This is a genomic window from Rhodosalinus halophilus, from assembly GCF_003298775.1.
Lineage (GTDB): Bacteria > Pseudomonadota > Alphaproteobacteria > Rhodobacterales > Rhodobacteraceae > Rhodosalinus > Rhodosalinus halophilus.
In genome coordinates this window covers 207365-232643 of the sequence record NZ_QNTQ01000001.1, presented here as the reverse complement: position 1 = coordinate 232643, position 25279 = coordinate 207365, and the positions used below count along the sequence as shown (strand labels likewise).

The following is a 25279-nucleotide window of genomic DNA, read 5'->3' as shown; positions in this document are numbered from 1 at the left end:
TCGCGGCGGGGCGCGGTCAGTCCGCGCCGACGTATTTGCGCAGCAGCCGCAGCAATTCCCCGCGCTCGGCAGCGGTCAGCCGCGCGCCCTGGCGGGCGTCGTGTTCGAAGAGCGCCGGACGCAGCGCCGCCACCCGCCGCGCCCCCTCTTCGGTGAGATGCAGGGCGAGCGAGCGGCGGTCGTCCGCCGGCCGCCGCCGTTCGACGAGCCCCTCGGCCTCGAAGCGTTGCAGGAGCTTCGACATGTGCGCGAGGCGGATGTGCAGCGCCGCTGCCAGCCGCCCGTGCCGGATGCCCGGATTCGCGCCGATGAGGATCAGCGCCGAGGCCGCGCCGGGACTGAGCCCGTGCTCGGCCAGATCGGCATGAAACGCCTCGAACATCTCGACCTGCGCGAGCCGGAGGTAGAAGCCCGTCGCTTCCTCCAGCCCGCCGTAGTCGAGGCTCTCGGGCCCTGCGTCGCGCATCAGGCGGGCGCGATCCAGCCCGCCGGGTCGGTGCCGAACAGCGCGGCGAGGTCGTCGGCGCGGTTGGTCAGCATGGCGCGCTGGTTCATGTAGGCCTTGTCGGTGATCTCGCCGCGGTCCGGGTCCGGCGCCGCGGTGAAGCGCGCCCGCGCGGCATAGCGCGAGCTTCCGCCGCCCTCGGCCTTGAGACGGGCCAGCCCCCGGGCCACATGCGCGCGCACCGCCGCGTCCGCCAGCGCGTCCTCGAGCGGCGCGTCGGGCGTGCCGGCGATCTCGCGCGCGGCGGCCTCCGCCGGCACGATCAGGAAGCCTACCTCGTCCTGGCCTTCGCCGGCCACGACGATGTCCTGCGCGAGCGGGCGCAGCGCGTCGATGCCGCGCAGGCGCAATTCGCCCACGTTCACCCAGGTGCCGGAGGTCAGCTTGAAGTCCTCGCTCACCCGCCCGTCGAAGAAGAGCCCCTTCACCGGATCGTCCGGGTCGGCGAAGCGCACCGCGTCGCCGGGCTTGTAGAAGCCTTCCTCGTCGAAGGCTTCGGCCGTCTTCTCCGGGTTGCGGAAGTAGCCCGGCGTGACGTTGGGGCCCTTCACCCGGATCTCCAGCTTGCCCGCATTGGGCACGAGCTTGATCGTGGTGCCGGGGTTGGGAATGCCGATGTTGCCCGAGGTCTCCGCCTGCCAGTGGCAATAGGTCGAGGAGGGCGCCGTCTCGGTCGTGCCCCAGGACGACACCAGCGTGACGGCCCGCCCGGTGGCCTGCGCGGAGAGCTCCAGCAGCTTGTCCCAGCACGAACGCGGCAGGGCGGCGCCCGCGTAGAACATCAGATCCGCCGAGAAGAAGGCGCGCGCGAAATCCGCGTCCTTCTCGGCGGCCTCGGCGAGCAGTTCGTAGCCCCTCGGCACGTTGAAATAGACCGTGGGCCTGAGCTCGCGGATGTTGCGGATGGTGTGATGGACGAGGTGCGGCGCAGGCTTGCCGGCGTCGATGTAGATCGCGCCGCCGTTGGCCAGCGCGGCGTTGAAGACGAAGTTGGCGCCGAAGGTGTGCGACCAGGGAAGCCAGTCCACCAGAACCGGCGGACGCGCGCCGATCGCGGGGAAGACGGCGCGATGCGCCATCTGGTTCGAGGTCAGCATCCGGTGCGTGTTGATGACGGCCTTCGGCGTGCCGGTCGAGCCGGAGGTGAAGAGCAGCCGCGCCACCGTGTCGGGCGTGAGCGCCTGGAAGGCCGCCTCGGTCGCCGCAGGGTCGGGATCGGCGAGCTCGGCGACAGCCGTCGCGCGCCCCGCGGGCGCGCTCGCCACGATCTGCGCCGCGTGCACTCCGTCGAGCGCGGCCAGCGCTCGGGCGTAGGCCGTCTCGTCCGAGACGAAGATCGCCGCGGGCTTCAACAGGCCGATCATCGCCTTGAGCTTCGCGTGGTCCGACGACATCAGCGAATAGGCGGCCGAGACGGTCGCCGCCGGCACGCCCGCGTGCATCGCGCCGAGCGCCATGACCGCGTGATCCACGCTGTTTTCACTCAGGATGGCGAGCGGGCGCTCGGGGCCCGCGCCGATCGACAGCAGCCAGCCCGCCACGGCGCGCACCCGCGCGCGTGCCTCGGCATAGCTCAGCCGCTGCCACTCGCCCTCGCCGCCCGCGCGCTCGGCGAGGAAGGTGGCCTCGGGCGTGTCAGACGCGTAGCGCTCCAGCCAGTCGCCGAGCGCGCGCGGCGCCGCGGGCAGGGGCTTGGGGCTCGTCAGGTAGATGGTGCCGTCGGGGCGCCGCTCGGTCACGACCTCCGGCACGGCGAAGAGCGCGCCGGGGGCGTCTCGGGTCGCGTCGTCCATGTCTCCTCCCCTCGGTTCCCGCCGCCGGGGGCGGGGTTTACTTTCCGTGGAAAGAGAATGCCTGTCGCACGCCCGCCGCGCAAGGGCGGTGTCAGCCGCGCTCTGCCTTCAGGCGCGCCTCGCTGGTGGCCGCCTCGCCGCGCTCGGCGGCCTCGACGGCTTCGCGCATCTCGTCGGTCTCGAAGGTCGCCCAGGGCCGCGCGCATCCCGTGGGCGGCGTGCTGTCGGGCGATTCGTGGCGATGGATATGCGCCTTGGCGATGAAATGCGCCACCACCGGCGCGGTCAGGAAGAGAAAGATCGTGATCAGCAGTTCGTGAAAGGACAGCGTGCCCTCGAAGAGCAGGAAATAGAGCATCGAGGCGATCAGGATGCCGCCCACGCCCAGCGTGGTCGCCTTGGTCGGCGCGTGCAGCCGCGCCATCGTGTTGTCGAGCTTCAGCAGCCCGAAGCTGCCCACCAGCCCGAAGACCCCGCTGATCACCAGAAAGACCGAGACGAGGATCTCGGCGGCACTCGCTTCGGTCAGGATCTCCGTCATCGCGCCCTCACTCGATCACGTCGCCGCGCAGCATGAAGCGCGCGTAGGAAACCGTGGAGACGAAGCCCGTCATCGCGATCAGCATCGAGGCCTCGAAATAGACCGCCGTGCCCTCGAGGATGCCGTAGAGCCCCAGCAGCGCGATGGAGTTGATCACCAGCGTGTCGAGCGCGAGCACGCGATCCACGACGCCCGGCGCCACGACGATCCGGTAGAGGTTGAACAGCAGCGCCAGCCCGAAGCAGGCGAAGGCGAAGGTCAGCGCATGGTCGATCATTCGAAGATCTCCTTCAGCCGGCGCTCGTAGCGGTTCTTGATCTGGTCGCGCACGCCCTCGGGGTCGTCGGTGTGCAGGCAATGCACGAGCAGCGCGCGCCCGTCCGCCGAGACGTCGCTCGACACGGTGCCCGGCGTCATGGTGATGGTGCCCGCGAGCACCGTGATCGCCTCGGGCGTCTTGAGGTCGAGCGGCACCGTGACCCATTGCGAGCGGATCGTCGAGTTGCGCTTGAACAGGATGATCGCGGCGACGATGACGTTAGCCACCACGATGTCCCAGAGCACGATCAGAATGTACTCGACGATGCGGAAGGGACTGCTCAGCCGCGGCCGGTCGGGCCAGTAGGCGGCGGTGATCCAGGGCACCACGATGCCCAGGATCGCCCCGAAGACCAGCGTGCCGGTGGTCACCGTGTTGGCGAGCATCTGCCAGACGGCGATGAGGACGAGCGTGAGCCACGGGTGGGGCAGGAACTTGCGCAGCATCAGGCGCCCCCCTCGTCCTGCGGCGCGGCAGATGCCGTGGGCGCGCCTTCGCCGGTGCCGTCCGGGGCGGGCGGGATCTCGGGCGCCTCGGGGCCCAGCACTGCGGCGATGTAGTCGCTCGGGTCGTAGAGCTGGCCCGCTGTGGCCTCCAGATAGGCCACCACCGGGGCGGCGAAGACGGTGAGCCCGACGATCGCTCCGATCAGCGTGAAGGCCGCGACCGCCGGCAGGGCGAGCGGCGGCGGTGCCTCCGCCGGGGCGTCGCCGGCTACTTGCGCGGGCTCGGTCGTCTTCCAGAAGATCTGGCTGCCGGCCTGCGCCAGCCCCAGGATCGCGAGCAGCGAGCTGGCCAGCACCACGGTCCAGATCAGCCACATCCAGTCGTCACCGCGGACCGCGTCGAGGATCAGAAGCTTGCCGACGAAGCCCGACAGAGGCGGCATGCCAGCTGTCGCGATGGCCGCGCCGAACCAGAGCGCCGCGATCATCCCGCCCGCCGCGATGGGCGGCGCGGAGACCAGCGCGTCGCCGGCCGCGCCGCGCCGTTCGCGGACCATGTCCACCACGAGAAAGAGCAGCGCGCCCGCCAGCGTGGAGTGGATCGTGTAGTAGAGCGCGGCCACCGTCGTCTCCGGCGTGAAGAGCGCGAGGCCGGCCAGCAGCGTGCCGACGGAGCCCACCGTGGCGAAGGCGGCGAGCCGGCCCAGCCCGTCGGCGCCCAGGATGCCGATCATGCCCACGGCCAGCGTGATCAGCGCGGTAAAGAGCAGCAGGCCCGACAGGATCCCTGCCGTCGCCGTGACGTCCGGGCCGAAGATCAGCGTGTCCACCCGCAGGATCGCGTAGGCCCCCACCTTCGTCATGATCGCGAAGAGCGCGGCCACGGGCGCGGGCGCAGCGGCGTAGGTCTCCGGCAGCCAGAAATGCAGCGGCAGGATCGCGGCCTTGACGGCGAAGACCGACAGCAGCAGCACCGCGCCCACGCGCAGCAGCGCGGTGTCCTCCGTCGGGATCGCGGCCACCCGCTCGGCCATGTCGGCCATGTTGAGCGTGCCGGTCACCCCGTAGAGCGTGCCCAGCGCGAAGAGGAACAGCGTCGAGCCCAGGAGGTTGTAGACGACGTACTGCACGCCCGCCCGCATCCGGCGCGCTCCGCCCGCGTGGATCACCAGCCCGTAGGAGGCGATGAGCAGCACCTCGAAGAAGACGAAGAGGTTGAAGAGGTCGCCGGTGAGAAAGGCGCCCAGGATGCCCATGAGCTGGAAGTGGTAGAGCGCGTGGAAATGCGCCCCCCGCGCGTCCCAGTTGGCGCCGATCGCATAGAGCAGCACGGCGACCGCCAGAACCGTGGTCAGCAGAACCATGAGCGCCGAGAGCCGGTCGAGCACCAGAACGATGCCGAAGGGCGCGGGCCAGCCGCCCAGCTCGTAGACGCCGACCGCGCCGCTCGCCGCCTGCGCGGCGAGTCCCATCGCGATCGCCACGAGCACGCCCGCGCCGCCCAGCGAGAACACCCGCTGCAGCCCGAGATGATGGCGCATCGATAGCACCAGAAGCCCGGCGATGATCGCCGGCAGCAGGACGGGCGCGATGATCCAGTGGCTCATGGCCGCGCCTCGCTTTCGGCCTCGCCGCCGATGTCGGAGCGGTCGGTGCGCGAGGACAGATAGGCGCCCAGCGCCATGAGCACGACGACCGCCGTCATGCCGAAGGAGATCACGATCGCCGTCAGCACCAGCGCCTGCGGCAGCGGATCGGCGTAGGTGCCCGTCGCGTATTCGTCGCCGACGAGCACGGGCGGCATGTCGAGCGCCAGCCGCCCCGAGGTGAAGAGAAAGACGTTCACCGCATAGGACAGAAGCGCCACACCGAGGATCGCCGGAAAGGTGCGCTGACGCAGCACGAGGTAGATCCCCGCCGCGGTCATCACGCCGATGGCGATGGCCACCAGAAGCTCCATGCTCATCCCTCCCTGCTGCTGGCGGCGTCGGCGGCCGGGTTGACGTCCATCGGCTCGACGTTCACCGGCTCGCCGGTCCGGCGCGCCATGCGCGACAGGCTCCACAGCGCCAGCATCACCGCGCCCAGGACCGTCAGGAAGACGCCCACGTCGAAGGCCACCGCGGTGGACAGGTGCAGCTCGGCGATACCGGGCACGGTGAAATAGTCATGCGCCGAGGTCAGGAAGGGCACGCCGTTGAACCATGCGCCGATGCCCGTCGCCGTGGCGATCAGCACGCCCAGCGCGATGGTCGAGTGATAGGGCACCCGCTGGCGCGCCTCGGCCCAGGCGAAGCCGGAGGCCATGTACTGCATCAGAAGCGCGATGGCGACGATCAGCCCGGCGATGAAACCGCCGCCGGGTTCGTTGTGCCCGCGCAGGAAGATGTAGACGCCCACCATGAGCGCCATGGGCATCATCACGCGCGTGGCCACAACCATCATGAGCGGATGCCGGTCGCCGGCCTCTCCCCCGGGCCGGCCCTGGCTCTCGAGGAAGCGCCCGCCCGCGCCCCGCAGCACCGTCTGGGTCAGCGCGAAGATCACCAGCGCCGCGATGCCGAGCACGATGATCTCGCCATAGGTGTCGAAGCCCCGGAAATCGACGAGGATCACGTTGACGACATTGGTGCCGCCGCCGCCCTTGTAGGAGTTCGCCAGGTGATAGGACGAGATCGAGGGCAGGGCGAAATCGCGGGTCATCATGGCATAGGCGAGCGCGGCCACCGCGCCGCCGCCCGCGACCGCCAGCACGCCGTCGCGCAGGCGCCGCGCGCCGGAGCTCTCGCGCGGCGTCTCCCTCGGCAGGAAGTTGAGCGCGAGCAGCAGCAGGATGATCGTGACCACCTCGACCGAGAGCTGGGTCATGGCGAGATCGGGCGCCGAGAAATAGGCGAAGCCCACCGCCACCGTCAGCCCCACGACGCCGATCAGGACCAGCGCCAGCAGCCGGTTGCGATGGAAGGCGACGAGGCAGAGCGTCGCGCCCACAAGCAGCACGGTGGCGATCAGCGGGACGATGGCGATCGGCAGGGTCGCGCGGCTGGGCGCGCCGATCTCGCCGGTGCTCCAGGCGATCGCGCCGGCGAGGGTCACGGTCACCACGAAGATCGCCGAGAAGCGCGTGAGCGAGCCGTCGTGCAGCCCGTCGGTCAGCCCGCGCGCCGCGCGCGTCGCAGCACCGACGATCGCGTCGAAGATCGCCTTGGCCGCCGGCGGCCCGGCGCGCAGCCAGCCCGCCTCGAGCGCGCGGTGGCTGGCCAGCAGCAGCGCGCCGCCGAGGATCGCCGCGATGGACATGAAGAGCGCGGCGTTCACGCCGTGCCAGAGTTTGAGGTGCGTGTCCTGCGGCGCGCCCGTGACCGCGCCCGCGACGACGTTGACGAAGGGCTCCACAACGAAGGGCGCCACGCCGATGCCCACCACGATCGCGGCCAGAAGCGCGGGCCCCGCCCACATGCCGAAGCCGGGATCGTGCGGCCTGGCCGGGTAGTCGTCGCGCACGGGCCCCATGAAGACGTGCCAGATGTAGCGGAAGGAATAGGCCACTGAGAAGAGCGCGCCGAAGGTGGCCAGCGCCGGCACCAGCCAGGGATTGCCCGCCCAGGCGGCATAGGTCGTCTCCTTCAGCATCATCTCCTTGGAGATGAAGCCGTTGAGCGGCGGTATGCCGGCCATGCTGAGCGCCGTGATCGTGGCGATCACGAAGGTGACGGGCATCAGGTGGCGGAGGCCGCCCAGCCGCTTGATGTCGCGGGTATGCGCCTCGTGGTCGACGATGCCGGCGGTCATGAAGAGCGCGGCCTTGAAACTCGCGTGGTTGATGATGTGGAAGACCGCCACCAGCGCCGCCGCCTCGGTCCCGAAGCCCAGCAGCATGGTGATCAGGCCGAGGTGGCTGACGGTGGAGAAGGCCAGCAGCCCCTTCAGGTCGTCCTTGAAGAGCGCGATGACCGCCGCGATCACCATGGTGATCAGCCCGGTCGTGGCCACGATGTAGAACCACTCGGGCGTGCCCGAGAGCACCGGCCAGAGCCGCGCCATCAGGAAGAGCCCCGCCTTCACCATGGTGGCCGAATGCAGATAGGCCGAGACCGGCGTGGGCGCGGCCATCGCGTGCGGCAGCCAGAAGTGGAACGGGAACTGCGCCGACTTGGTGAAGCAGCCCAGCAGGATGAGCAGCAGCGCCGGCAGATACCAGTCGGAGGCCTGGATCGCGTCCTTGTGCTGCAGGATCACGGAGATGTCGTAGCTGCCCGCGATCTCGCCCAGGATCAGCATGCCCCCGATCATGGCGAGCCCGCCCATGCCGGTGACGGCGAGCGCCATGCGCGCGCCCTGCCGGCCCTCGGGCAGGTGGTTCCAGTAGCCGATGAGCAGGAAGGAACTGAGCGAGGTCAGCTCCCAGAAGATCAGCAGAAGCAGGATGTTGTCCGAGAGCACGATCCCCACCATCGCGCCCTGGAAGAGCAGCAGATAGGTGAAGAACTGCCCCATGGGATCGTTCTTCGACAGGTAGAAGCGGGCGTAGAGGATGATCAGCAGCCCGATGCCGAGGATCAGCCCGGCAAAGAGCAGCCCCAGCCCGTCGAGGAAGAAGTTGGCGTCGAGCCCCAGCCCCGGCAGCCAGTCGAGCCGCCAGTGATAGACCTCGCCCGCCATCACGCCGGGCGCGTGCAGCAGCAGCATCAGCAGCGCGAGCGCCGTCGGGAACAGCGTGAACCAGGTGCAGGTGTCGCGGCCCGCGCGGATCACGATGCCGGGCAGCAGCGCGCCCAGAAACGGCAGCGCGACGATGAGCGGCAGCATATCGCTCGTGGCTTCCATGCCCGGTCTCTCGCCCCCTGTCTCTCCCCGTGGCCGCCCGCCGCTCTGCCTCATGCGGCGGGGGTTCGTCCAGCTATAGGTCGGACCTGCGCGACATGCAAAACATGCCGCACCGGGCGCGAGGCCGGGATGCGGGGCAGGACCGTTGCGCGCCTAAGAAAAGGCCCGCGGCCGCGCCGTCAAGGGTTTGTCGGACGCTAACGCTCGGAAATCACGCCGCGGCCGGCTGCCGCGGCTGTGCGGCGTCCAGAAGCCGGGCGATTTCAGCTTTCACGCGCTGCGCGGCCTCTTCCTTGACCGGGCCGTAGCCGCGGATCTCCATCGGCGCCTCGAGGATGCGCGCCCAGCGGTCGGCGGTCTCGGGCGTGGCCTCGGCCGCCGCGCGGTCCATCAGTCCCTCGTACCAGCCGATCAGCGCGCGCTCCATCCTGCGCTCCGCGGTGTAGCCGAAGGGATCGGCCCAGGTGCCGCGCAGCCGCTTCATCGGCGCGAGCACGCGGTAGGCGTGGCGCATCCAGGGGCCGAACTGGCGCTTGCGCGGGCGGCCGCGGCCGTCCTTGCCGGGCAGCATCGGGGGCGCGAGGTGGTAGTGCACCTTTCCGCCCTCGAACTCGCGCGCGATCCGCTCCTCGAAGCTGCGGTCGAGATGCAGGCGCGCGACCTCGTATTCATCCTTGTAGGCCATGAGCTTGAAGAGTGATCTTGCAGCGATCGCCGTCAGCCGCTCGGCGATCTCGCCGGGCAGTTTCGCGCGGAAGTCGGCCAGTCGCCTGCGGTAGCGGTCGGCATATGCCGTGTCCTGATAGCCGGTCAGGAACTCGGCGCGGTGGTCGATGATCTCGTCGGCGGTCTTCGCGGCGGGCTTCGGCGGGTCGAGCCGGTCGGCCAGGATCTCCGGCTTGTCCGCCATGATCCGGCCATAGGCGAAGGCGGCGTGGTTGGCTTCCACCGCCACGCCGTTCAATTCGATGGCGCGCGAGAGCGCCTCGAAGCCCACGGGGATCAGCCCCATCTGCCAGGCGAAGCCCAGCATCATGACGTTGGCATAGACCGTGTCGCCCATCAGCTTCTCCGCCGCGCGGTTGGCGTCGAAGCCGGACAGGTTATCGGCCCCAACGGCCTGCGCGATGGCCGTCTCGCGGGCGGGGATCTCCAGCGAGGCGTCGCGCTTGCGCACGATATCGCCCGTGGGCATGGCGGCGGTGTTGAGCGCCACGCGCGTGCCGGGGCGGTAGGTGGCCGAGGCCTTGGGCGAGGAGGACACCACCACGTCGCAGCCGATCACCGCCTCTGCGCTGCGCTGGTCGATGCGCACCTGATGGATCGCGTCCGGATGAGGGGCGAGGCGGATGTAGCTGAGAACGGGGCCGAATTTCTGCGCGAAGCCTGTGAAGTCCAGCACGCTCGCGCCCTTGGTCTCCAGATGCGCGGCCATGGTGATCAGCGCGCCCACCGTGACCACGCCGGTGCCGCCCACGCCGGTGACGAGCAGGTCGTAAGGCGCTGCGAGGTCCGGCAGGTCGGGCGCGGGAAGATCGGCGGTCAGCGCCATCGGATCCAGCCCCGCGCCCTGCTTCTTGCGCCGTGTCGCGCCCTCGACCGTCACGAAGGAGGGGCAGAAGCCATTGAGGCAGCTGAAGTCCTTGTTGCAGGTGGACTGGTTGATCTGCCGCTTGCGGCCGAATTCGGTCTCCAGCGGCTCGACGGAGAGGCAGTTCGATTCCACCGAGCAGTCGCCGCAGCCCTCGCAGACCAGCTCGTTGATCATCACGAAGCGCTTGGGATCCTCCAGCGTGCCGCGCTTGCGGCGGCGGCGCTTCTCGGTCGCGCACATCTGTTCATAGATCAGGATGCTGACGCCAGGCACCTCGCGCAGCTCGCGCTGCACGGCGTCGAGCTCGCGCCGGTGATGGATGGTGACGCCCTTGGGAAAGTCGGAGTGGTCGAACTTTTCCGGCGCGTCGGAGACCAGCGCGATGCGCTCCACCCCTTCGGCGCGCGACGAATGCGCGATGGCCTGCACGCTCACGGGGCCGTCCACCGGCTGTCCGCCGGTCATGGCGACGGCGTCGTTGTAGAGGATCTTGAAGGTGATGTTGGCGCCCGCGGCGATCGCCTGCCGGATCGCCATGCTGCCCGAATGGTACCAGGTGCCCTCGCCAAGGTTCTGGAACACATGGCCTTTCCCGGTGAAGCGCGAGCTTGCCGCCCAGTTCACGCCCTCGCCGCCCATCTGGATGAGCGAGGTGGTCTCGCGGTCCATCCAGCTGGCCATGAAGTGGCAGCCGATGCCGGCCAGTGCTTTCGAGCCCTCGGGCACCTTGGTCGAGGTGTTGTGCGGGCAGCCCGAGCAGAAGTAGGGCGTGCGCGTCGCGCCCTCGACCTGCAGCAGTTGCGGCGGGGTGTCGGTGAGCTCGTGCGCCTTGCGTGTGAAGGTATCGCCGCCAAAGATGCCGTCGAGCCGCTTCGCGATGATCGGCAGCAGCATCCGGGGCGACAGCTCGCCGGTCCAGGGGATGAGGCGCTCGAGGTTCTCGTCGTTCTTGCCGACCATGCGGGCGGGCTTGTCGCCCGGCCAGTCGTAGAAATACTCCTTGAGCTGGCTTTCGATGATGCCGCGCTTTTCCTCGACGACGACGACCTCTTCCTTGCCGCGCACGAAGTCGAGCGCGCCGCGCGGCTCCAGCGGCCAGACCATGCCGACCTTGTAGATGTCGATGCCCAGCCGGCGGCATTCGCCCTCGCCCAGGCCCAGCAGGCGCAGCGCCTCCATCAGGTCGAGATGCCCCTTGCCGGTGGTGACGAAGCCGAAGCGCGCGTTCTCGACCCCATAGATCGCGCGGTCGATCGGGTTGGCGCGGGCGAAGGCCCAGACGGCGTGCTTCTTGGCAACCATCCGCTCCTCGATCTGGGGCCCCGGCAGGTCCGGCCAGCGGTAGTGCAGCCCGGTCGCCGGCGGCTCGAAGTCGGGCGTGGCGAATTCTCGGTCGCGCGGCAGCTCGACGGACATGCCCGATTCGACCGTCTCGGAGATCGCCTTGAAGCCGACCCACATGCCCGAAAACCGTGACAGGGCATAGCCGTATTCGCCGAAGCTGAGGTATTCGGCGACGTTGGCGGGGTTCAGCGTGGGCATGAACCAGGTCATGAAGGCCACGTCGGACTGATGCGGCATGGACGACGAGACGCAGCCGTGATCGTCGCCGGCCACCACCAGCACGCCGCCGTGCGGGGAGGAGCCATAGGCGTTTCCGTGCTTGAGCGCATCGCCCGCGCGGTCGAGGCCCGGCCCCTTGCCGTACCACATGGCGAAGACGCCCTGCACCTCGGCGCCCGGTTCGGTCTCGACCTGCTGGGAGCCCAGCACGGCGGTCGCCGCCAGATCCTCGTTCACCGCGGGCAGGAACTCGATCCGCTCCTGCTTCAACCGCTCCTGCGATTTCCAGAGCTCCAGGTCGAGCCCGCCCAGCGGCGAGCCGCGGTAGCCCGAGACGAAGCCGCCCGTGTCGAGCCCCGCCTCGCGGTCGCGGCGGGCCTGGTCGAAGAGCACGCGGGTCAGCGCCTGCGTGCCGGTCAGGAACACGCGGCCTTCGGGCAGGGTGTAGCGGTCGGCGAGGCGGTAGTCGGTGAGGCGGAGCTGGGGAACGGTCATGGCGGCCTCCTTTCGCTGGAATGCGGAATGATAGCAGGACACCGCGAAAGGCGGTTTCTCTCTTCGCGCTGGAGGGCGGTATGCGGAAACCGGATTTCGACCATGGCTTTTCCAGCGGAAGGATATTGCATCCGCAGAGCGGGGGATGCTCCCGACAGAAAGCGGCGCGAGACGCGCAGATCAAACTAGATCGCACCGATTTTATACAATATCGTGACGCCATGCTGGCGAATAACGAGCCTCGCACACCCTACGACCGGCTGCGGCAGGATATCCTGAACGGGGTGTTCGCGCCGGGCGATCCGCTGCGTCTGTCGGCCCTCTCGGCGCGCTACAAGGTCTCGGCCACGCCGCTGCGCGAAGCGCTGTCGCGGCTGGAGGAGAAGCGGCTCGTCGAGGCCAGCCGCAACAAGGGCTGGCGGGTCGCGGCGGTCTCGCTCGGCCAGCTCGAGGATATCGCCGCCGCGCGCCGCGCGCTCGAACGCGCCCTGCTGGCCGATTCGATCCGGCGGGGCGACGTGGCCTGGGAGGCCGAGCTCGTCGCGGCGCATCACCGGCTCGCGCAGACCCCGCCGCCGGAGAGCCCGCATGCGGACGCGCGCCGCGCCGGCTGGATCGCGGCGCACGACGGCTTTCACCGCGCGCTGCTGGCGGCGGCGCTCTCGGACCGGCTGCGCGGCTTCTGGGCCGAGACGCTGGACCAGCTGCAGCGCTACCACGACGCGCTGCTCTACCGGCCCGGCACGCTCGGCCGGCAGCACCGTCCGCCGGGGCCGGAGGACTTCGCCCGTCTGCTCGCCGAGGTGCACTCGGTGGAGCATCACGGGCTGCTCAAGGAGGCTGCGCTCTCGCGGGACGTCGAGAGCGCGCTGCGGCTGCTCGACGAGCATGTCGGCCACACGCTGGCGGTGTACCGTTCCGTCGCCGGCGTTCCCGAGGGAACGGACCACCAACAGGAGAGGACCACAGAATGACGCGCAAACTCATCGCCGCGCTTGCGGCCGCGGCGGCCTTCGCCGCGGGCCCCGCGCTCGCCCAGACCCTGGAAGTCGGCGCCTATCCGTCGAATCCGCCCTGGGAGTTCAAGAACGAGCAGAGCGAATTCGAGGGCTTCGAGGTCGATCTGGTCAAGGAGATCGCCGAACGCCTCGGCGTCGAGGTGAACATCCAGGACTACGGCTTCCAGGCGCTCTTCGCCGCGACCAGCTCGGGCCGGATCGACATGGCGATCTCGACCATCACCATCACCAATGACCGGCTGCAGAACCAGGCCTTCACGCAGGGCTACTACGACAGCGACCTCGGTCTCGTGACGGGCACCGAGGGGGTCGAGACGCTCGAGGATCTCGAGGGCCGGCCGGTGGGCGCGATCGCCGCCTCCACGGGCGAGAAGTGGATCGGCGAGAATTCCGGGCAATACGGCTTCGGCGACTACCGCAGCTATACCACCCAGCAGGCGCTGCTGCTCGACGTGGCCAACGGCCGCGTCGCGGGCGGAATCGGCGACATCCTGGGCTTCGAGTTCGCCGCCGAGCAGATGCCGCAGATCCGCGTGGCCCAGCGCATCGTGACCGGCGAGACCTTCGGCATCATGCTGCCCAAGGGCTCGGAATGGCTGGAGCCGGTGAACGAGGCGATCACCGAGATCAAGCAGGACGGCACCATGGCCGAGCTCTATCGCAAGTGGCTCGAGGCCGAACCGGCCGAAGGCACCTCGACCGTGACCGTTCTGCCGATCCCGCAGGCGGAATAATCACGACCCGACGCGCCCGGAGCGGCGCGGGCGGCGGGGCACGGCCCTGCCGCCCTTTTCATGACAGGCAGGGAGCGCGCGCACCATGGATTTCGTCGAGACCTTTCTGAACTGGGAGGTGTTCCAGCGCACCTTCCCGATGCTCTGGAAGGGCGTGTGGAACACGCTGGCGCTGGCAGGCGTGATCCTGACGCTGGGGGCGGTCTGGGGCGTCATCGTCTGCCTGATCCGGCTTTACGCGCCCAAGCCCTTTCGGGTGCTGGCGATCATCTACATCGACCTCTTCCGCGCGATCCCGATTCTCGTGCTGCTGGTGCTGGTCTATTTCGCGCTGCCCTTCATCGGCATCCGGCTGAACTCCTTCACCGCCGCGGCGCTCGCGCTGTCGCTCGTCTTCTCCTCCTTCACGGCGGAGGTGTTCCGCGCGGGCATCCAGGCGATCCCGAAAGGGCAACTCGAGGCGGCCGAGGCGCTGGGTCTGCCCTTTCGCGTGACGATCTGGAAGGTGATCCTGCCGCAGGCGCTCAGGATCGCGATCCCGCCGCATACCTCGAACTCGGTGGCGATCGCCAAGGACACCTCGCTCGCCTCGGTGGTGGCGATGCCGGACCTGCTCAAGCAGGCCACCGACGCGCAGGCGCTGACCGCCAACCCCACGCCGCTCATCGTCGCGGCGATCATGTATCTCATCGTGCTGCTGCCGGCCGTGCGGCTGGTGAGCTACCTCGAGCGGCGGTTCTCGAACGCCTGAGCGGGAGGAGGGGGGCGCTGCCCCCCTCGGCCCGTTCCGGGCCTCACCCCCCGGGATACTTGACCCAAGAAGAAGGACCTTTCGCCCTTGCTCAGGCGGCAAGCAGCGTTGTCAGGGCCTCCTCCAGGCGCGCGACGCCGGCCCCGGTCGTGACCGCGCCGGCGGAGAGGCGCAGGACGGGCCCGCGGGTGTCGGCGATCACGCCGCGGGCGCGCAGGCCCTGCACCAGCGTGCCGGGATCGACGTGGCCGGGCAGGCGCAGCATGACGCTGCCGCCGCGGCGCGATGCGTCCTCGGGCGAGGCGAGGGGCAGGCCGTGGCGGCGGGCGACCTCGATGACCTCTTCGTTGAGCGCGCAGGTCTGTGCGCAGAGCCGCGCTCGGTCCTGGGCCGCGTGCCAGCGCAGGGCGGGCAGGGCGGCGAGGGCGGAGACGATCGAGGGCGTGCCGTGGTCGAAACGGCGCGCGTCGGGCGCGTAGGAAAAGCGTGCGATGTCCCAGTTGAAGGGGTCGGGCTGGCTGAACCAGCCGCGCAGTTCCGGTTGCGCCTCGGCGATATGTTCCTGCGCCATCCACAGCGCGCCTGCGCCGGGCGGGCCGCAGAGCCACTTGAGCGAGGTCGAGACGGCGAAATCGGGGCGCGTCTCGCCCGCGGGGAAGGGCAGGAGGCCTGCCGCCTGCGTGAAGTCGAGGCCGATGAGGCTGCCCCGCTCGCGGCCATGGGCTGTGAGCCTGGGCAGGTCGCAGGCGTAGGAGGCGGTCGAGGTCACCTGCGTGAGAATCGCGACGCCCACCTGGGCGTCCCAGGCGGCGAGGACATCCTCGTCGCGGACCCAGCTTTCGCCCTCGCGCAGCGGCACGGTGACCAGCTCGAAGCCCAGCCGCGGCGCGAGGCCCGCGAGCAGGAAATGCACCGACGGGAAGCAGTCCGCCGCGATCAGCAGCTTGCGGCCCTTGAGGTGGCGCTCGGGCAGGCCGGTGAGCGCGGCGTGGAAGCCCTGGGTGACGTTCTCGACGGCGGTGATCTCCGCGGCCTCGACGCCGAGCAACTGCGCCCAGAGCGCGAGATATTCGGCGCGCCCCTCCAGCATCCGGCCCCATTGATCGTTGTCGCAGGCGGCCCAGAGCGCGGCGAACTCCGTCATGGCGGCGGCGAGCTCGGCCTCCTTGCCCGGATACTGGCCGATGGAGTGGTAGTAGAAGTAGCCCTCGCAGCTCACGTCCGCACCTCGACCTGGCCCGGCAGCGTGACCTCGAGCAGCTCGATGTCGGGGGAGGGGTCAGCGTAGCGGGTGCGGTAGCCCGGCGGGATCACGAAGGCGTCGCCGGCGGTGAGATCGAAGGGATCGCGCCCCTCGCCCTCGAGCCGCATGGTGCCCTCCAGCACGAAGGTGAAGTGGATGTCGGCGTCATGCGCGGCCCAGTCGGTCTTGCCCGCGCCGCGGCGCAGGACCTGAACGCCGGCCACGCCTTGCGTGTTGTCGGCGATCGTCGTGTCGCGGGCGATGAAGCCGGGCAGGCGGTGGGGCTGCCAGACCGCATCGGCGGCGCGGTTGTGGACGAACTTCTGCCCCTGCCATTCGCGGTCGGGGCGCACCTGCGCGGTGGGAAGCTGCATGTCGTGGTCGATCTCGGTGATGTGCAGCGCGGGCACGCCGATCTCGATCACCTCGATGCCGTCGGAGGCCTCGAGCACGCGGTGCCGGATCTCGGGCGGCTGGATGAAGCAGTCGCCGGGCGTCAGGCGCCGGGGGCCGCCCTGGTCCTCGTAGAGCACGTCGACCCAGCCCCGGTAGCAGTAGATCAGCTGGAAGCCGACCTTGTGGTAATGCACCATGTCCGGAACGGGCCCGCCGTCGGGGATGCGGATGTGGCTGGCGATGATCGAGCCGCCCAGCCGGTCGGGGATCAGGTCGCGGTACTGCATGCCCGCGCGGCCGACGATCCAGGGCGCCTGATCGGCGAGGCGGCGGACCACGAAGCTGTGCTGCGTGGGCGGTAGGACCAGGGGCGGGTTCTTCTCGGCGACCTCGATGCGGGTCCCGTTGGGGGCGGTGAGTTCGCGCGCGCCGCCCGCCACCGCGTCGGGGTCGTCCGCGAGAAGCCGGATGGTGCCCGGCGGCTCTGTCGCGTCCCGCTCGATCCTGAGCCGCAGCCCGTGGCCCGAGACGACGGCCACCTGCGGATCGTCGGCCGGGTAGATCATGTCGAGCCGCATGCCCAGCCGCTCGGTGAAGAAGGGCAGGTCGTCGCGCAGCTCCTGGGTGGGCAGGCGGACCTCGGCGATGATCTCGGACATGCAGCCTCCCCGGATCGTAGGTGGTCTTGCGGATCGTATACGATCGGGCTGGGGGTGCAATGGCGAAAACCGCGCGGGAGGCGCTGGCGACGAAAGGGGGGGCTGTCTGCCCCCCTCTGGCCCGTTCCGGGCCATTCACCTCCCAAGGGTATTTCCGGCAAGAGGAAGGCGCGGGCGATCGGCCTATCGCAGCAGCGAGGGCAGCCAGGTGGCGATGGCGGGCTGCCAGACGATGGCGGCGAGGACGGCGAGCTTGATCGCGACGAAGGGCAGGATGGCGGCGTAGATCGTCTTCATCCCGATCTCGGGCGGCGCCACGCCGCGCATCACGAAGAGCAGCAGGCCGAAGGGCGGCGTGAGCAGGCCGATCTCCATGGTCAGCAGGTAGATCACGCCGAGGATCAGCGGGTCGATCCCCGCGGCCTGGCTCAGCGGCACGAAGATCGGCACGGTGACCATCAGCATGCTGACCTGGTCGATGAAGCAGCCGAGCAGGAGCAGCAGCAGGATCATGCCGAGGAGCACCTGCAGCGTGGTGAGCTCGTAGCCCTCGATCAGCCGGATGAGCCCGCCGGTCGCGCCGGAGAAGCTGAGCACCTGCGCGAAGGTCTGCGAGAGCGCGATGATGAAGAGGATCATCACCGACAGCTTCGTGGTCTCGATGAGCGCCCGCCCGATCCGCTCCCAGGTCAGCGCGCGGTAGGCCGCGCCCACCGCGAGCGCTGCGACCGATCCCAGCGCGGCGCTTTCGGTGGGCGTGGCGAAGCCCAGCAGCAGGCTGCCGATCACCACCGCGAAGAGCGCCGAAAGCGGCACGACGTAGACGAGGAAGGGACGCCAGCGCTCGGCCGCGGACATCTCGGGCAGCGGTTCGGTCGGGGCGACGGAGGGCGTTATCAGCGCGCGCAGCACGATCCAGCCCACGAAGGCCGCCGAGAGGATCAGCGCCGGGAGAACGCCCGCGACCAGCAGCCCGGCGATGGAGATGCCCGCGAGGCTGCCCACCAGCACCGCGAGCGCCGAGGGCGGGATCAGCATGGCGATCGCGCCGGAGGCCATGATCGGGCCCATCGCCATGCCGGGCGAATAGCCCTTTTTCAGCATGGTGGGCAGCAGGGTGGAGCCCAGCATCGCGGTGTTGGCGATGGTGGAGCCCGAGAGCGCGGCGAAGATCGTGCCGCCGAAGACGGTGACCACCGAGAGGCGGCCGGGGATGCGGGTGACGACCCGTTCGACCGCGTCGATGGCGCGGTGGGCGATGCCGGTCTGGAACAGGATCTCGCCCATCAGGATGAAGAGCGGGATGGGCGCGAGCTGGAAGTTCGAGAGGCTGTCGGCGGCATTGCGGGCGAGCTGCATGGCGCCTCGCTCGCCGCCCAGCACCTCCCAGGCGCCGATCAGCGTGACGGTCAGAAAGGCGAAGGCGACCGGCAGCCCCATCAGCAGGAGCGCGCCCAGCCCGCCCATCATGAGCGCGAGGAAGAGCGGCCAGTCCATGCCTCAGAGCCCGCCCGAGCGTGCGCCGAGCGGCGGGTGGATCGCCTGGCGGAGGAACTCCAGGCAGATGAGGGCGAAGCCCAGGGGGGCCGCCGAAAGCGCCCACCATTCTGGCACCACGAAGGAGGTTCGGATCATCGATCCGCGCGCGGCGGAGGCCAGGGCCGCCTCGACGGCATACCACAGGAAGACTGCCGAGACGGCGAAGCCGATCAGCGCCGTGAGGCGGGCGAGGGGGCGCGCGGTGGCCGTGGGCAGCGCCGCGGTCACGAGATCGACGGTGACATGGGCGTTTTTCGCCAGCACCCAGGGAGCGGCGAGAAAGGTGGCGGCCAGCAGCCCGTATTCCACCACGTCGAGCAGGCCGAAGATCGTGGTGCCTGCCGTGTTGCGCAGGATGACGTTGAGCGTGATGGCGAGCGCGGTCGCGCCGAAGATCGCCGCAGCGATCCAGGCGCAGGCGCGCAGAAGCGCGTCGAAGCTCTTGGTCAGAAAGCTCATTCTCGCTCCAGTGGAAGGGAGCGCGGCCGGGCCGCGCCCCCCGGGGGATCACTCGACGAGGCAGGCCTTGAGCTCGGCGGCCGTCTCGGCGTCGATGTCCTCGATGGCGGCCCAGCCGGCGCTTTGCGCAGTCTCGAGCCACGCCTCGGCGGTCTCGCCGGTGAAGGCGATCACCTCGATGCCGGCCTCTTCCTGCGCCGCGGCCTCGGCCTCGTTGATCGCGATGTTCTCGGCGTTCTTCGCCTCGATCCAGGCGGCGGCCTCTTCCAGCACGCCCTTCGCCTCGTCGGAGAGGGCGTTCCAGGTGTCGAGGTTGACGAGGAAGTTCACGTCCACCTGGTAGAAGCCCGGATCGACGCGATATTCGGTCTGCTCGTCCCAGCCGAGGTCGAGCACCCCCTGGATCGGCCAGCCGTAGCCGTCGATCGCGCCGCGTTCGAGCGCGGTATAGACCTCGCCCGGCGCGGTGCGCACGGCGGTGGCGCCCAGCGCCTCGAACATCGCGCGATAGACCGGCGTGGTGCGCAGCGTCAGGCCCGAGAGGTCGGGGCCGTCGATGGGCTCGGTCGTGTAGAGGTGGAACTGGATGTTGTCGCCCGTGCGGGCGAGATACTTCACGTTCATCTGCGCCTGGTGGAGCCCGTCGATCAGCTCGTAGCAGCCGTTTTCGCGCTGGTCCTGGATGGTGTTGGTGGCCAGGTGCAGCGCGTCGCCCAGCGGCAGCAGGTTGGTGTAGAAGGCGGTGGTGTTGTTGGCGATGTCCACCACGCCCGCCGAGACGGCGTTGCCGAGCTCGAAGGTGGGCACGGCCTCGGGGCCGCCCACGTAGTCGATCTGCACGACGCCTTCGCCGGTCTCGTTCACGCGCTCCACGAAGGCCTCGAAGGGGCGCGAGAAGGTGGTGCCGGTGGCGAAGGCGGTGACACCGCGCAGCGTCACCTCCTCGGCCGCGGCGGGCAGGGCGAGCGCGAGCGTCAGCGCGGTGGTTGCAAGATATTTCATGTCAGCCTCCCTTGGCTTGCAGGATTCTTGTCGTTGCGCGACGAATCGCCGCGGTCGTGTCGGGCTTGGGTATCGCGCCAACGGGGCGAACCGCAAACGGTTTTGCCCCGCGCGGCGCGCGGCGAGGGGTGCACTTTACTGCACATCGCCGGCCTCCCGTGGGCGATCGTGCAGCCAGGAGTCGTCGATCTCGGGCAGCGGGATCGCGGACTTGAGCTCTGCGGTGTAGGGGTGCTGCGGCGCTGCGAAAACCTGCGCCGTCTCGCCCGCTTCGACGATCTCGCCCGCCTTCATCACGATCACGCGCTGGCAGAGGCGGCGGATCACCGACAGGTCGTGGCTGATGAAGGCCATGGTCAGGTTCATGTCTGCCACCAACTCCTCGAGCAGCGCGATGATCTGCGCCTGCGTCGAGACGTCGAGGCCCGAGACGATCTCGTCGGCGAGGATGAAGCGCGGGCCGAGCGCGATGCCGCGCGCGATGCCCACGCGCTGGCGCTGTCCGCCCGAGAGCTGATGCGGGTAGCGGTCGGCGAAACGCCGGCCGAGCTGCACCCTGTCGAGCGCGTCGAGCGCGCGGGCGTCCGCGTTCTCGACCCCGTTGACCCGCAGGGGGCCCGCGATGATGTCGCGGATGCGGTGGCGGGGGTTCAGGCTCGACATCGGATCCTGAAAGATCATCTGCAGGTCGCGCCGGAAGGGGCGCAGCGCCTGCGGCCCAAGATGCGTGATGTCGGTGCCGGCGAAGGTCACGCTGCCCCCGGTGGGCTCCAGCAGGCGGATCAGGCAGCGGCCCAGCGTGGATTTGCCCGAGCCGCTTTCGCCGACGATTCCCGTGACCTGCCCCTCTGGCAGGTCGAGGTCCAGGCCGCGCAGGATGTGCACGCGCGGCGCGGGGCCGAAGAGCGGCTTTTCGTTCAGGTTGGGAAGCGACAGGTGCAGGCCGCGCACCTCGAAGAGCGGTGTCACGCGTGCGCCTCCCATGCTTCGTCGTCCGCCGCGATCTCGCGCGCGAGGCCGTCGAGCACGCTCTGCGGCACGGGCAGCAGCGACTCCTCGGGACGGTCGTAGCGCGGCGTGGCGTTGATGAGGGCGTCCGCGTAAGGGTGGGGCGGCGTCTGGGCGAAGAAACGCTCCACCCCGCCTTGGGCGACGACCTTGCCCTGATAGAGGACCGAGAGCGACTGACAGATCTTGGCCACCACGCCCATGTCGTGCGTCACGAACAACAGCGCGGTGCCGTGCCGCTCCTGCATCTCGGCGATCAGCCGCAGGATCTGGCGCTGCACGGTGACGTCCAGCGCGGTGGTGCATTCGTCGGCGATGATCAGCTCCGGCTCGGCGGCGAAGGCCGCGGCGATCAGGACGCGCTGCCGCATGCCGCCCGAAAGCTCGTGCGGATAGGCGCGCAGCACGCGGGCGGGATCGCGGATCGCCACCTCCTCCAGCAGTTCGGCGGCGCGCGCATCTGCCTTCGCACGCTCCCAGCCCAGGATGTGGATCAGCCGGTCGGTGATCTGCCCGCCGATGCGCCGGCAGGGGTTGAGCGCAGTGAGCGGATCCTGCGGGATGATCGCCACCCGCTCGCCCACCAGCTTGCGCCGCCCGCCGGGCGAAAGCGCGGCAAGGTCGGTGCCATGCAGGCGGATGGTGCCCGAGTGCACCCGCACGGCCGGCGGCAGCAGGCCCGCGATGGCCTTGCCGATCATGCTCTTGCCGGCGCCGCTCTCGCCCACGAGACCGTGCACCTCGCCGGCGGCGACCGACAGCGAGACATCCCGCAGGATGCGCGGGCCCGAGCGGCCCAGGCGGGCGTTCAGCCCCTCGATCGAGAGCACGGGCGCGGTCATCGCAGCACCGGGTCCAGGCGGTCCTTCAGCCCCTCGCCGAACTGGCTGAAGCTGAGGACGGTGAGAAAGAGCGCGATCATCGGAAAGACCAGCACCCACCAGGCGAAGTGGATCTGCGTGCGCCCCTCGGCGATCATGCCGCCCCAGGTCGGGTCGTCGGTGGCGATCGAGAGGTTCACGAAGCTCAGGATCGCCTCGACGATCACGGCGATGCCCATCTCGAGGCTGAGCAGCACCCCGATGGTGGGCAGCACGTTGGGCAGCACCTCGCGGGCGAGAATCCCGGCGCGAGACCGGCCCACGACCAGCGCGCTGTCGACGTAGTCCATCCGCGTCTGTCCCATCGTCTCGGCCCGGATCACGCGGGCGAAGCGGGTCCAGTCGATCACTGCGATGGCGATAATGACGGAATGCAGCCCGGTGCCCAGCACGGCGACCAGCAGGATGGCGAAGAGCACCGGCGGAAAGCTCATCCAGATGTCCACGATCCGGCCGATCACCCTGTCGGTCCAGCCGCCGAAATAGCCCGCCGCCAGCCCCAGGGCCGAGCCGATCAGGCAGGCTGCGCCCCCGGCGAGGATCGCCACGATCAGTGCGATCTGTGCCCCGAAGATCATGCGGCTGAGCACGTCGCGGCCCAGGGAATCGGTGCCCAGCCAGTAGCCGGGCTCGGAGCCCTCGATCCAGAAGGGCGGCAGGCGTTCGAGGAAGAGGTCCTGTGCCAGCGGGTCGTGCGGCGCGATCCAGGGCGCGAAGAGCGCGGCGGCGACGACCAGCAGCAACCAGCCGCCCGAGAGCCAGAGGCGAAGCGGCGTGCGCGCGGTCTCAGCCATTGCGCAGCCTCGGGTTCAGCGTGGCGTAGAGCAGATCGACCGCGAGGTTGATCAGGATGAAGAGCACGGCGAAGACGAGCACGATTCCCTGGATGAGCGGCAGGTCGCGGTTGATGACGGCGTCGATGGCGAGGTTGCCGAGCCCCTCGTAGGAAAAGAGCTTTTCCACGATCACCGTGCCGCCGATGAGAAAGGTGAACTGCACGCCCGCCAGCGTGAGCGTGGGCAGGATGGCGTTGCGCAGCGCCTCGCGCCAGATCACCGCGAATTCGGAAAACCCCTTGGCGCGGGCGAGCATCACGTAGTCGAGGCCCATCACCTCCTTGAGCGACTGCTTGAGCACCTGCGCGATCACCGCCGAGAGCGGCAGCGCCAGCGCGAGCGCCGGCAGGGCCATGTGGCGCAGCAGGTTGCCGGTGACGGCGAAGTCGAACCGCAGGATCGACTCCAGCAGCAGGAAATTGGTCACGTAGTCGGGATTCAGTTGCGGATTGATCCGGCCCGAGACGGGAAAGAGCGGGATCGCCACGGCGAAGAGCAGGATGAAGATCAGCCCCCAGAGGAAATCCGGGATCGAGAGCGTCATGCCGTTCCAGAGATCCACCGCCGCCTCCGCCCGGCGCCCGCGCCGCCGGGTGCCGAGCACCGCGAGCAGAAGCCCGAGCGCGCAGGCGATCACCAGCGCCATGGTCGCGAGCTCGAGCGTCGCGGGGAGCCGGCCCAGCACGATGGTCAGCACGTCCTGCCGAAGCGAGATGGAGGTGCCGAAGTCGCCCTGCACCACGCCGCCCAGCCAGATGAAGAACTGCTCGACGACCGTCTTGTCGAGCCCGTAGAGCCCCCGCAGCCGCTCGATGTCGGCCTCGCTCGCGCCCGGCGGCAGCATCATGGCGATCGGATCGCCGGGCGCCACGCGGATCACGACGAAGACGACGACGGCCACGCCGAAGAGCGTGACGATCATGCTCGCCAAGCGGATGGAGAACGACTTGAGACTCATGGGACGAAGGGCAGGGGGCCGGCGCTGACGCCGGCCCCCGAACGCGTCATGCGCGGGTCATGCGATGCGGATGCAGGGCCCCCGAGACATGCGGGGTCACCTCGATCTCGGCCGAGTGGATGATCGGCTGCACGTACTGGATGAGCGGGATCACCAGCCCGTCCTCGGCGATCTTGCGGTCCACGGCCTTCCAGCCCTCGATCCGCTTCTGCTCGTCCGGCTCGCCCCAGAGCGGGCCGATCATGTCGATCAGCTCCTGCCCGTCCCAGACCGAGTGCGGCGTGGGGCCGAACATCGCGTGCCCGGTCGAGGTGGAGGGATCGCCGATCGCGTTGCCCCAGTTGTAGAAGGCCGCCGGCGCGAGCTGGTCGGCCGCGCGCAGCTCGAAGTGCTTGGCGATCTCGTAGACCTCGATCTCGGCCTCGATGCCCACGCGGCGCCACAGGCCGACGATCGCCTGGATCATCTCGTAATCCTTGGGCTTGAAGCCGCGGGTGGTCTGGATGGTGAAGCGCACCGGGTTGTCGGGGCCGTAGCCCGATTTCGCCAGCAGCTCCTTCGCCAGTTCCGGGTCGTAGTCGACCTGGATCGAGGGGTCATAGGCCACGTATTGCGGCGTCTGCAGCGTGTCGATCGGCACGCCGTAGCCCGAGAGCAGCCGGTCCACGATGAGCTGCTTGTCGATGGCGTGATGCATCGCGCGGCGCACGTTCTCGTCCAGCATCGGCTCGACGTCGTTGATGAAGATCATCGCGATGTCGGAGACCGGCGTCGTCACGCCCTCGAGGCCCGGCTTCTGCTTCAGCCGGTCGTATTCCTCGTAAGGAATCTCGAGCGTGACGTGGCTTGCGCCCGATTCCACCTCGGCCACGCGCGAGGAGGCGTCGGTGACGAACTTGATGGTGACCGTCTCGAACTCGGGCGCGCCGCCCCAGTAGTCGGGGTTGGCCTTGAGCCGGACGAAGGCGTTGCGCTCGAAGCGCTCGACCATATAGGGGCCGGTGCCGATCGGCGCGGCCTCGAAGCCCTCGGGCCCGACCTCCTCCATGTAGTGCTTGGGCAGCACGTAGCCCGTGAGGAAGCCCATCCACTTGATCAGCGTCGGGTCGAACTGCTTGACGTCGGCCGTCACGACGTTGCCGTCGATGCGGAAGTTGCCGATCGTGGACCAGATGAACTGGATCGGATTGCCCGTTTCGGGGTTGCCTGCGCGTTCGAGCGACCAGACCACGTCCTCAGGGGTGAACTCGGTGCCGTCGTGCCACTTCACGCCCTCGCGGACGGTGAGCTTCACCTGGCTGTAGTCGTCGGTCCAGCCCCAGTCCGTGAGCAGCCCCTCGGTGAGGCTCAGGTCGGGTTTCTGGCCGATGTACTGATCGAAGACCGACTGATAGATCCCCTGGATCGTCGGGTTCACCGCCGAGGGGCCGACCGTCGGGTCCCAGCTGGGCAGGTTCACGTTGTAGGCGATGGTGAGATCCTGAACCTGCGCCGAGGCGCGGATCGGCAGCCCCGCCACCGACAGGCCGAGGCCCGTCGCGCCATAGCCAAGAAGGGCGCGTCTCGTGAGAGTCATGGTGTTACCTCCGGTGTTGTCGGGCGCCGCTGCGGCGCTCCGTCGTTATCTTCGCCTGTTGTTGGGGCGGCGCCTGCCGCCCGGTCGCCTTCGCGACGGATGATTGCTTTAGGCTTGAAACTTGTCAATGCATAT

General features: G+C 69.3%; 22 protein-coding genes. 3 read left to right on the top strand and 19 right to left on the bottom strand.

What is annotated here, in order from left to right; all coding sequences use genetic code 11:
- Positions 1–16 precede the first annotated feature (16 nt).
- The 9 genes from DRV85_RS01035 to DRV85_RS00995 form a co-directional block, all read right to left on the bottom strand.
- Positions 17–466 (bottom strand): MarR family winged helix-turn-helix transcriptional regulator, encoded by a 450-nt coding sequence (locus DRV85_RS01035; RefSeq protein ID WP_113287570.1) that lies wholly within the window; start codon positions 464–466, stop codon positions 17–19.
- Positions 466–2298 carry a feruloyl-CoA synthase gene (locus DRV85_RS01030; protein ID WP_113287569.1) on the bottom strand — a complete coding sequence of 611 codons (1833 nt, stop codon included), beginning with the start codon at positions 2296–2298 and terminating at the stop codon, positions 466–468. The genes DRV85_RS01035 and DRV85_RS01030 overlap by 1 nt, the downstream gene beginning before the upstream one ends.
- Before the next feature lie 91 nt (positions 2299–2389).
- Positions 2390–2839, bottom strand: coding sequence for a Na+/H+ antiporter subunit G (locus tag DRV85_RS01025; protein ID WP_113287568.1), 450 nt, complete (start codon positions 2837–2839; stop codon positions 2390–2392).
- A 7-nt stretch (positions 2840–2846) separates the two neighbouring features.
- The gene (locus DRV85_RS01020; RefSeq protein WP_113287567.1) at positions 2847–3116 is read right to left on the bottom strand and encodes a K+/H+ antiporter subunit F; all 270 of its coding nucleotides are present in this window, start codon (positions 3114–3116) and stop codon (positions 2847–2849) included.
- Positions 3113–3604, bottom strand: a complete 492-nt coding sequence (locus DRV85_RS01015; protein WP_113287566.1) for a Na+/H+ antiporter subunit E — start codon at positions 3602–3604, stop codon at positions 3113–3115. The genes DRV85_RS01020 and DRV85_RS01015 overlap by 4 nt, the downstream gene beginning before the upstream one ends.
- Positions 3604–5211, bottom strand: coding sequence for a monovalent cation/H+ antiporter subunit D (locus tag DRV85_RS01010; protein WP_113287565.1), 1608 nt, complete (start codon positions 5209–5211; stop codon positions 3604–3606). The genes DRV85_RS01015 and DRV85_RS01010 overlap by 1 nt, the downstream gene beginning before the upstream one ends.
- The gene (locus tag DRV85_RS01005) at positions 5208–5564 is read right to left on the bottom strand and encodes a Na+/H+ antiporter subunit C (protein WP_113287564.1); all 357 of its coding nucleotides are present in this window, start codon (positions 5562–5564) and stop codon (positions 5208–5210) included. The genes DRV85_RS01010 and DRV85_RS01005 overlap by 4 nt, the downstream gene beginning before the upstream one ends.
- Positions 5565–5566: 2 nt before the next feature.
- Entirely contained in the window at positions 5567–8431 is a 2865-nt protein-coding gene (locus DRV85_RS01000; protein ID WP_113287563.1) for a monovalent cation/H+ antiporter subunit A, read from the bottom strand.
- 211 nt (positions 8432–8642) lie between these two features.
- Entirely contained in the window at positions 8643–12083 is a 3441-nt protein-coding gene (locus DRV85_RS00995; protein WP_113287562.1) for an indolepyruvate ferredoxin oxidoreductase family protein, read from the bottom strand.
- Positions 12084–12304: 221 nt separating this feature from the next.
- Here DRV85_RS00995 and DRV85_RS00990 point away from each other — a divergent pair, with 221 nt between their 5' ends.
- The 3 genes from DRV85_RS00990 (at position 12305) to DRV85_RS00980 (ending at position 14587) form a co-directional block, all read left to right on the top strand.
- Entirely contained in the window at positions 12305–13057 is a 753-nt protein-coding gene (locus DRV85_RS00990; protein WP_158540090.1) for a GntR family transcriptional regulator, read from the top strand.
- Complete coding sequence (locus DRV85_RS00985; protein ID WP_113287560.1) at positions 13054–13836, top strand: ABC transporter substrate-binding protein; 783 nt, start codon at positions 13054–13056, stop codon at positions 13834–13836. Before DRV85_RS00990 ends, DRV85_RS00985 begins: the two co-directional genes overlap by 4 nt.
- 85 nt (positions 13837–13921) lie before the next feature.
- A complete protein-coding gene (locus DRV85_RS00980) occupies positions 13922–14587 on the top strand; it encodes an amino acid ABC transporter permease (protein ID WP_113287559.1) in 666 nt (221 codons plus the stop codon).
- Between the two features lie 91 nt (positions 14588–14678).
- On the opposite strand, the gene DRV85_RS00975 is transcribed toward DRV85_RS00980, so the two are convergent.
- From DRV85_RS00975 to DRV85_RS00930, 10 genes are all read right to left on the bottom strand, one after another.
- On the bottom strand, positions 14679–15806 hold the full coding sequence (locus tag DRV85_RS00975; protein WP_199525736.1) for an aminotransferase class V-fold PLP-dependent enzyme: 1128 nt from the start codon (positions 15804–15806) through the stop codon (positions 14679–14681).
- Positions 15803–16885, bottom strand: a complete 1083-nt coding sequence (locus DRV85_RS00970; RefSeq protein ID WP_113287558.1) for a cupin domain-containing protein — start codon at positions 16883–16885, stop codon at positions 15803–15805. The genes DRV85_RS00975 and DRV85_RS00970 overlap by 4 nt, the downstream gene beginning before the upstream one ends.
- A 183-nt stretch (positions 16886–17068) precedes the next feature.
- Positions 17069–18382 (bottom strand): TRAP transporter large permease, encoded by a 1314-nt coding sequence (locus DRV85_RS00965; RefSeq protein ID WP_113287557.1) that lies wholly within the window; start codon positions 18380–18382, stop codon positions 17069–17071.
- Positions 18383–18385: 3 nt separating this feature from the next.
- Positions 18386–18883: a TRAP transporter small permease gene (locus DRV85_RS00960; protein ID WP_113287556.1), complete on the bottom strand. Its 498-nt coding sequence runs from the start codon at positions 18881–18883 to the stop codon at positions 18386–18388.
- Positions 18884–18931: 48 nt separating this feature from the next.
- On the bottom strand, positions 18932–19885 hold the full coding sequence (dctP, locus tag DRV85_RS00955; RefSeq protein WP_113287555.1) for a TRAP transporter substrate-binding protein DctP: 954 nt from the start codon (positions 19883–19885) through the stop codon (positions 18932–18934).
- Between the two features lie 135 nt (positions 19886–20020).
- Entirely contained in the window at positions 20021–20854 is an 834-nt protein-coding gene (locus DRV85_RS00950; protein ID WP_233495361.1) for an ATP-binding cassette domain-containing protein, read from the bottom strand.
- Complete coding sequence (locus DRV85_RS00945; protein ID WP_113287553.1) at positions 20851–21735, bottom strand: ABC transporter ATP-binding protein; 885 nt, start codon at positions 21733–21735, stop codon at positions 20851–20853. Before DRV85_RS00945 ends, DRV85_RS00950 begins: the two co-directional genes overlap by 4 nt.
- Positions 21732–22568, bottom strand: coding sequence for an ABC transporter permease (locus DRV85_RS00940; RefSeq protein WP_113287552.1), 837 nt, complete (start codon positions 22566–22568; stop codon positions 21732–21734). The genes DRV85_RS00945 and DRV85_RS00940 overlap by 4 nt, the downstream gene beginning before the upstream one ends.
- Positions 22561–23532 carry an ABC transporter permease gene (locus DRV85_RS00935; protein WP_199525758.1) on the bottom strand — a complete coding sequence of 324 codons (972 nt, stop codon included), beginning with the start codon at positions 23530–23532 and terminating at the stop codon, positions 22561–22563. Before DRV85_RS00935 ends, DRV85_RS00940 begins: the two co-directional genes overlap by 8 nt.
- An 82-nt stretch (positions 23533–23614) precedes the next feature.
- The gene (locus DRV85_RS00930; protein WP_113287550.1) at positions 23615–25144 is read right to left on the bottom strand and encodes an ABC transporter substrate-binding protein; all 1530 of its coding nucleotides are present in this window, start codon (positions 25142–25144) and stop codon (positions 23615–23617) included.
- Between the last annotated feature and the right edge of the window lie 135 nt (positions 25145–25279).

Bases quoted from the DNA above. Each gene is read 5' to 3' on its own strand.
- DRV85_RS01035 (WP_113287570.1), bottom strand. From the start codon at position 466: ATGCGCGACGCAGGGCCCGAGAGCCTCGACTACGGCGGGCTGGAGGAA.
- DRV85_RS01030 (WP_113287569.1), bottom strand. From the start codon at position 2,298: ATGGACGACGCGACCCGAGACGCCCCCGGCGCGCTCTTCGCCGTGCCG.
- DRV85_RS01025 (WP_113287568.1), bottom strand. From the start codon at position 2,839: ATGACGGAGATCCTGACCGAAGCGAGTGCCGCCGAGATCCTCGTCTCG.
- DRV85_RS01020 (WP_113287567.1), bottom strand. From the start codon at position 3,116: ATGATCGACCATGCGCTGACCTTCGCCTTCGCCTGCTTCGGGCTGGCG.
- DRV85_RS01015 (WP_113287566.1), bottom strand. From the start codon at position 3,604: ATGCTGCGCAAGTTCCTGCCCCACCCGTGGCTCACGCTCGTCCTCATC.
- DRV85_RS01010 (WP_113287565.1), bottom strand. From the start codon at position 5,211: ATGAGCCACTGGATCATCGCGCCCGTCCTGCTGCCGGCGATCATCGCC.
- DRV85_RS01005 (WP_113287564.1), bottom strand. From the start codon at position 5,564: ATGGAGCTTCTGGTGGCCATCGCCATCGGCGTGATGACCGCGGCGGGG.
- DRV85_RS01000 (WP_113287563.1), bottom strand. From the start codon at position 8,431: ATGGAAGCCACGAGCGATATGCTGCCGCTCATCGTCGCGCTGCCGTTT.
- DRV85_RS00995 (WP_113287562.1), bottom strand. From the start codon at position 12,083: ATGACCGTTCCCCAGCTCCGCCTCACCGACTACCGCCTCGCCGACCGC.
- DRV85_RS00990 (WP_158540090.1), top strand. From the start codon at position 12,305: ATGCTGGCGAATAACGAGCCTCGCACACCCTACGACCGGCTGCGGCAG.
- DRV85_RS00985 (WP_113287560.1), top strand. From the start codon at position 13,054: ATGACGCGCAAACTCATCGCCGCGCTTGCGGCCGCGGCGGCCTTCGCC.
- DRV85_RS00980 (WP_113287559.1), top strand. From the start codon at position 13,922: ATGGATTTCGTCGAGACCTTTCTGAACTGGGAGGTGTTCCAGCGCACC.
- DRV85_RS00970 (WP_113287558.1), bottom strand. From the start codon at position 16,885: ATGTCCGAGATCATCGCCGAGGTCCGCCTGCCCACCCAGGAGCTGCGC.
- DRV85_RS00965 (WP_113287557.1), bottom strand. From the start codon at position 18,382: ATGGACTGGCCGCTCTTCCTCGCGCTCATGATGGGCGGGCTGGGCGCG.
- DRV85_RS00960 (WP_113287556.1), bottom strand. From the start codon at position 18,883: ATGAGCTTTCTGACCAAGAGCTTCGACGCGCTTCTGCGCGCCTGCGCC.
- dctP (WP_113287555.1), bottom strand. From the start codon at position 19,885: ATGAAATATCTTGCAACCACCGCGCTGACGCTCGCGCTCGCCCTGCCC.
- DRV85_RS00945 (WP_113287553.1), bottom strand. From the start codon at position 21,735: ATGACCGCGCCCGTGCTCTCGATCGAGGGGCTGAACGCCCGCCTGGGC.
- DRV85_RS00940 (WP_113287552.1), bottom strand. From the start codon at position 22,568: ATGGCTGAGACCGCGCGCACGCCGCTTCGCCTCTGGCTCTCGGGCGGC.
- DRV85_RS00935 (WP_199525758.1), bottom strand. From the start codon at position 23,532: ATGATCGTCACGCTCTTCGGCGTGGCCGTCGTCGTCTTCGTCGTGATC.
- DRV85_RS00930 (WP_113287550.1), bottom strand. From the start codon at position 25,144: ATGACTCTCACGAGACGCGCCCTTCTTGGCTATGGCGCGACGGGCCTC.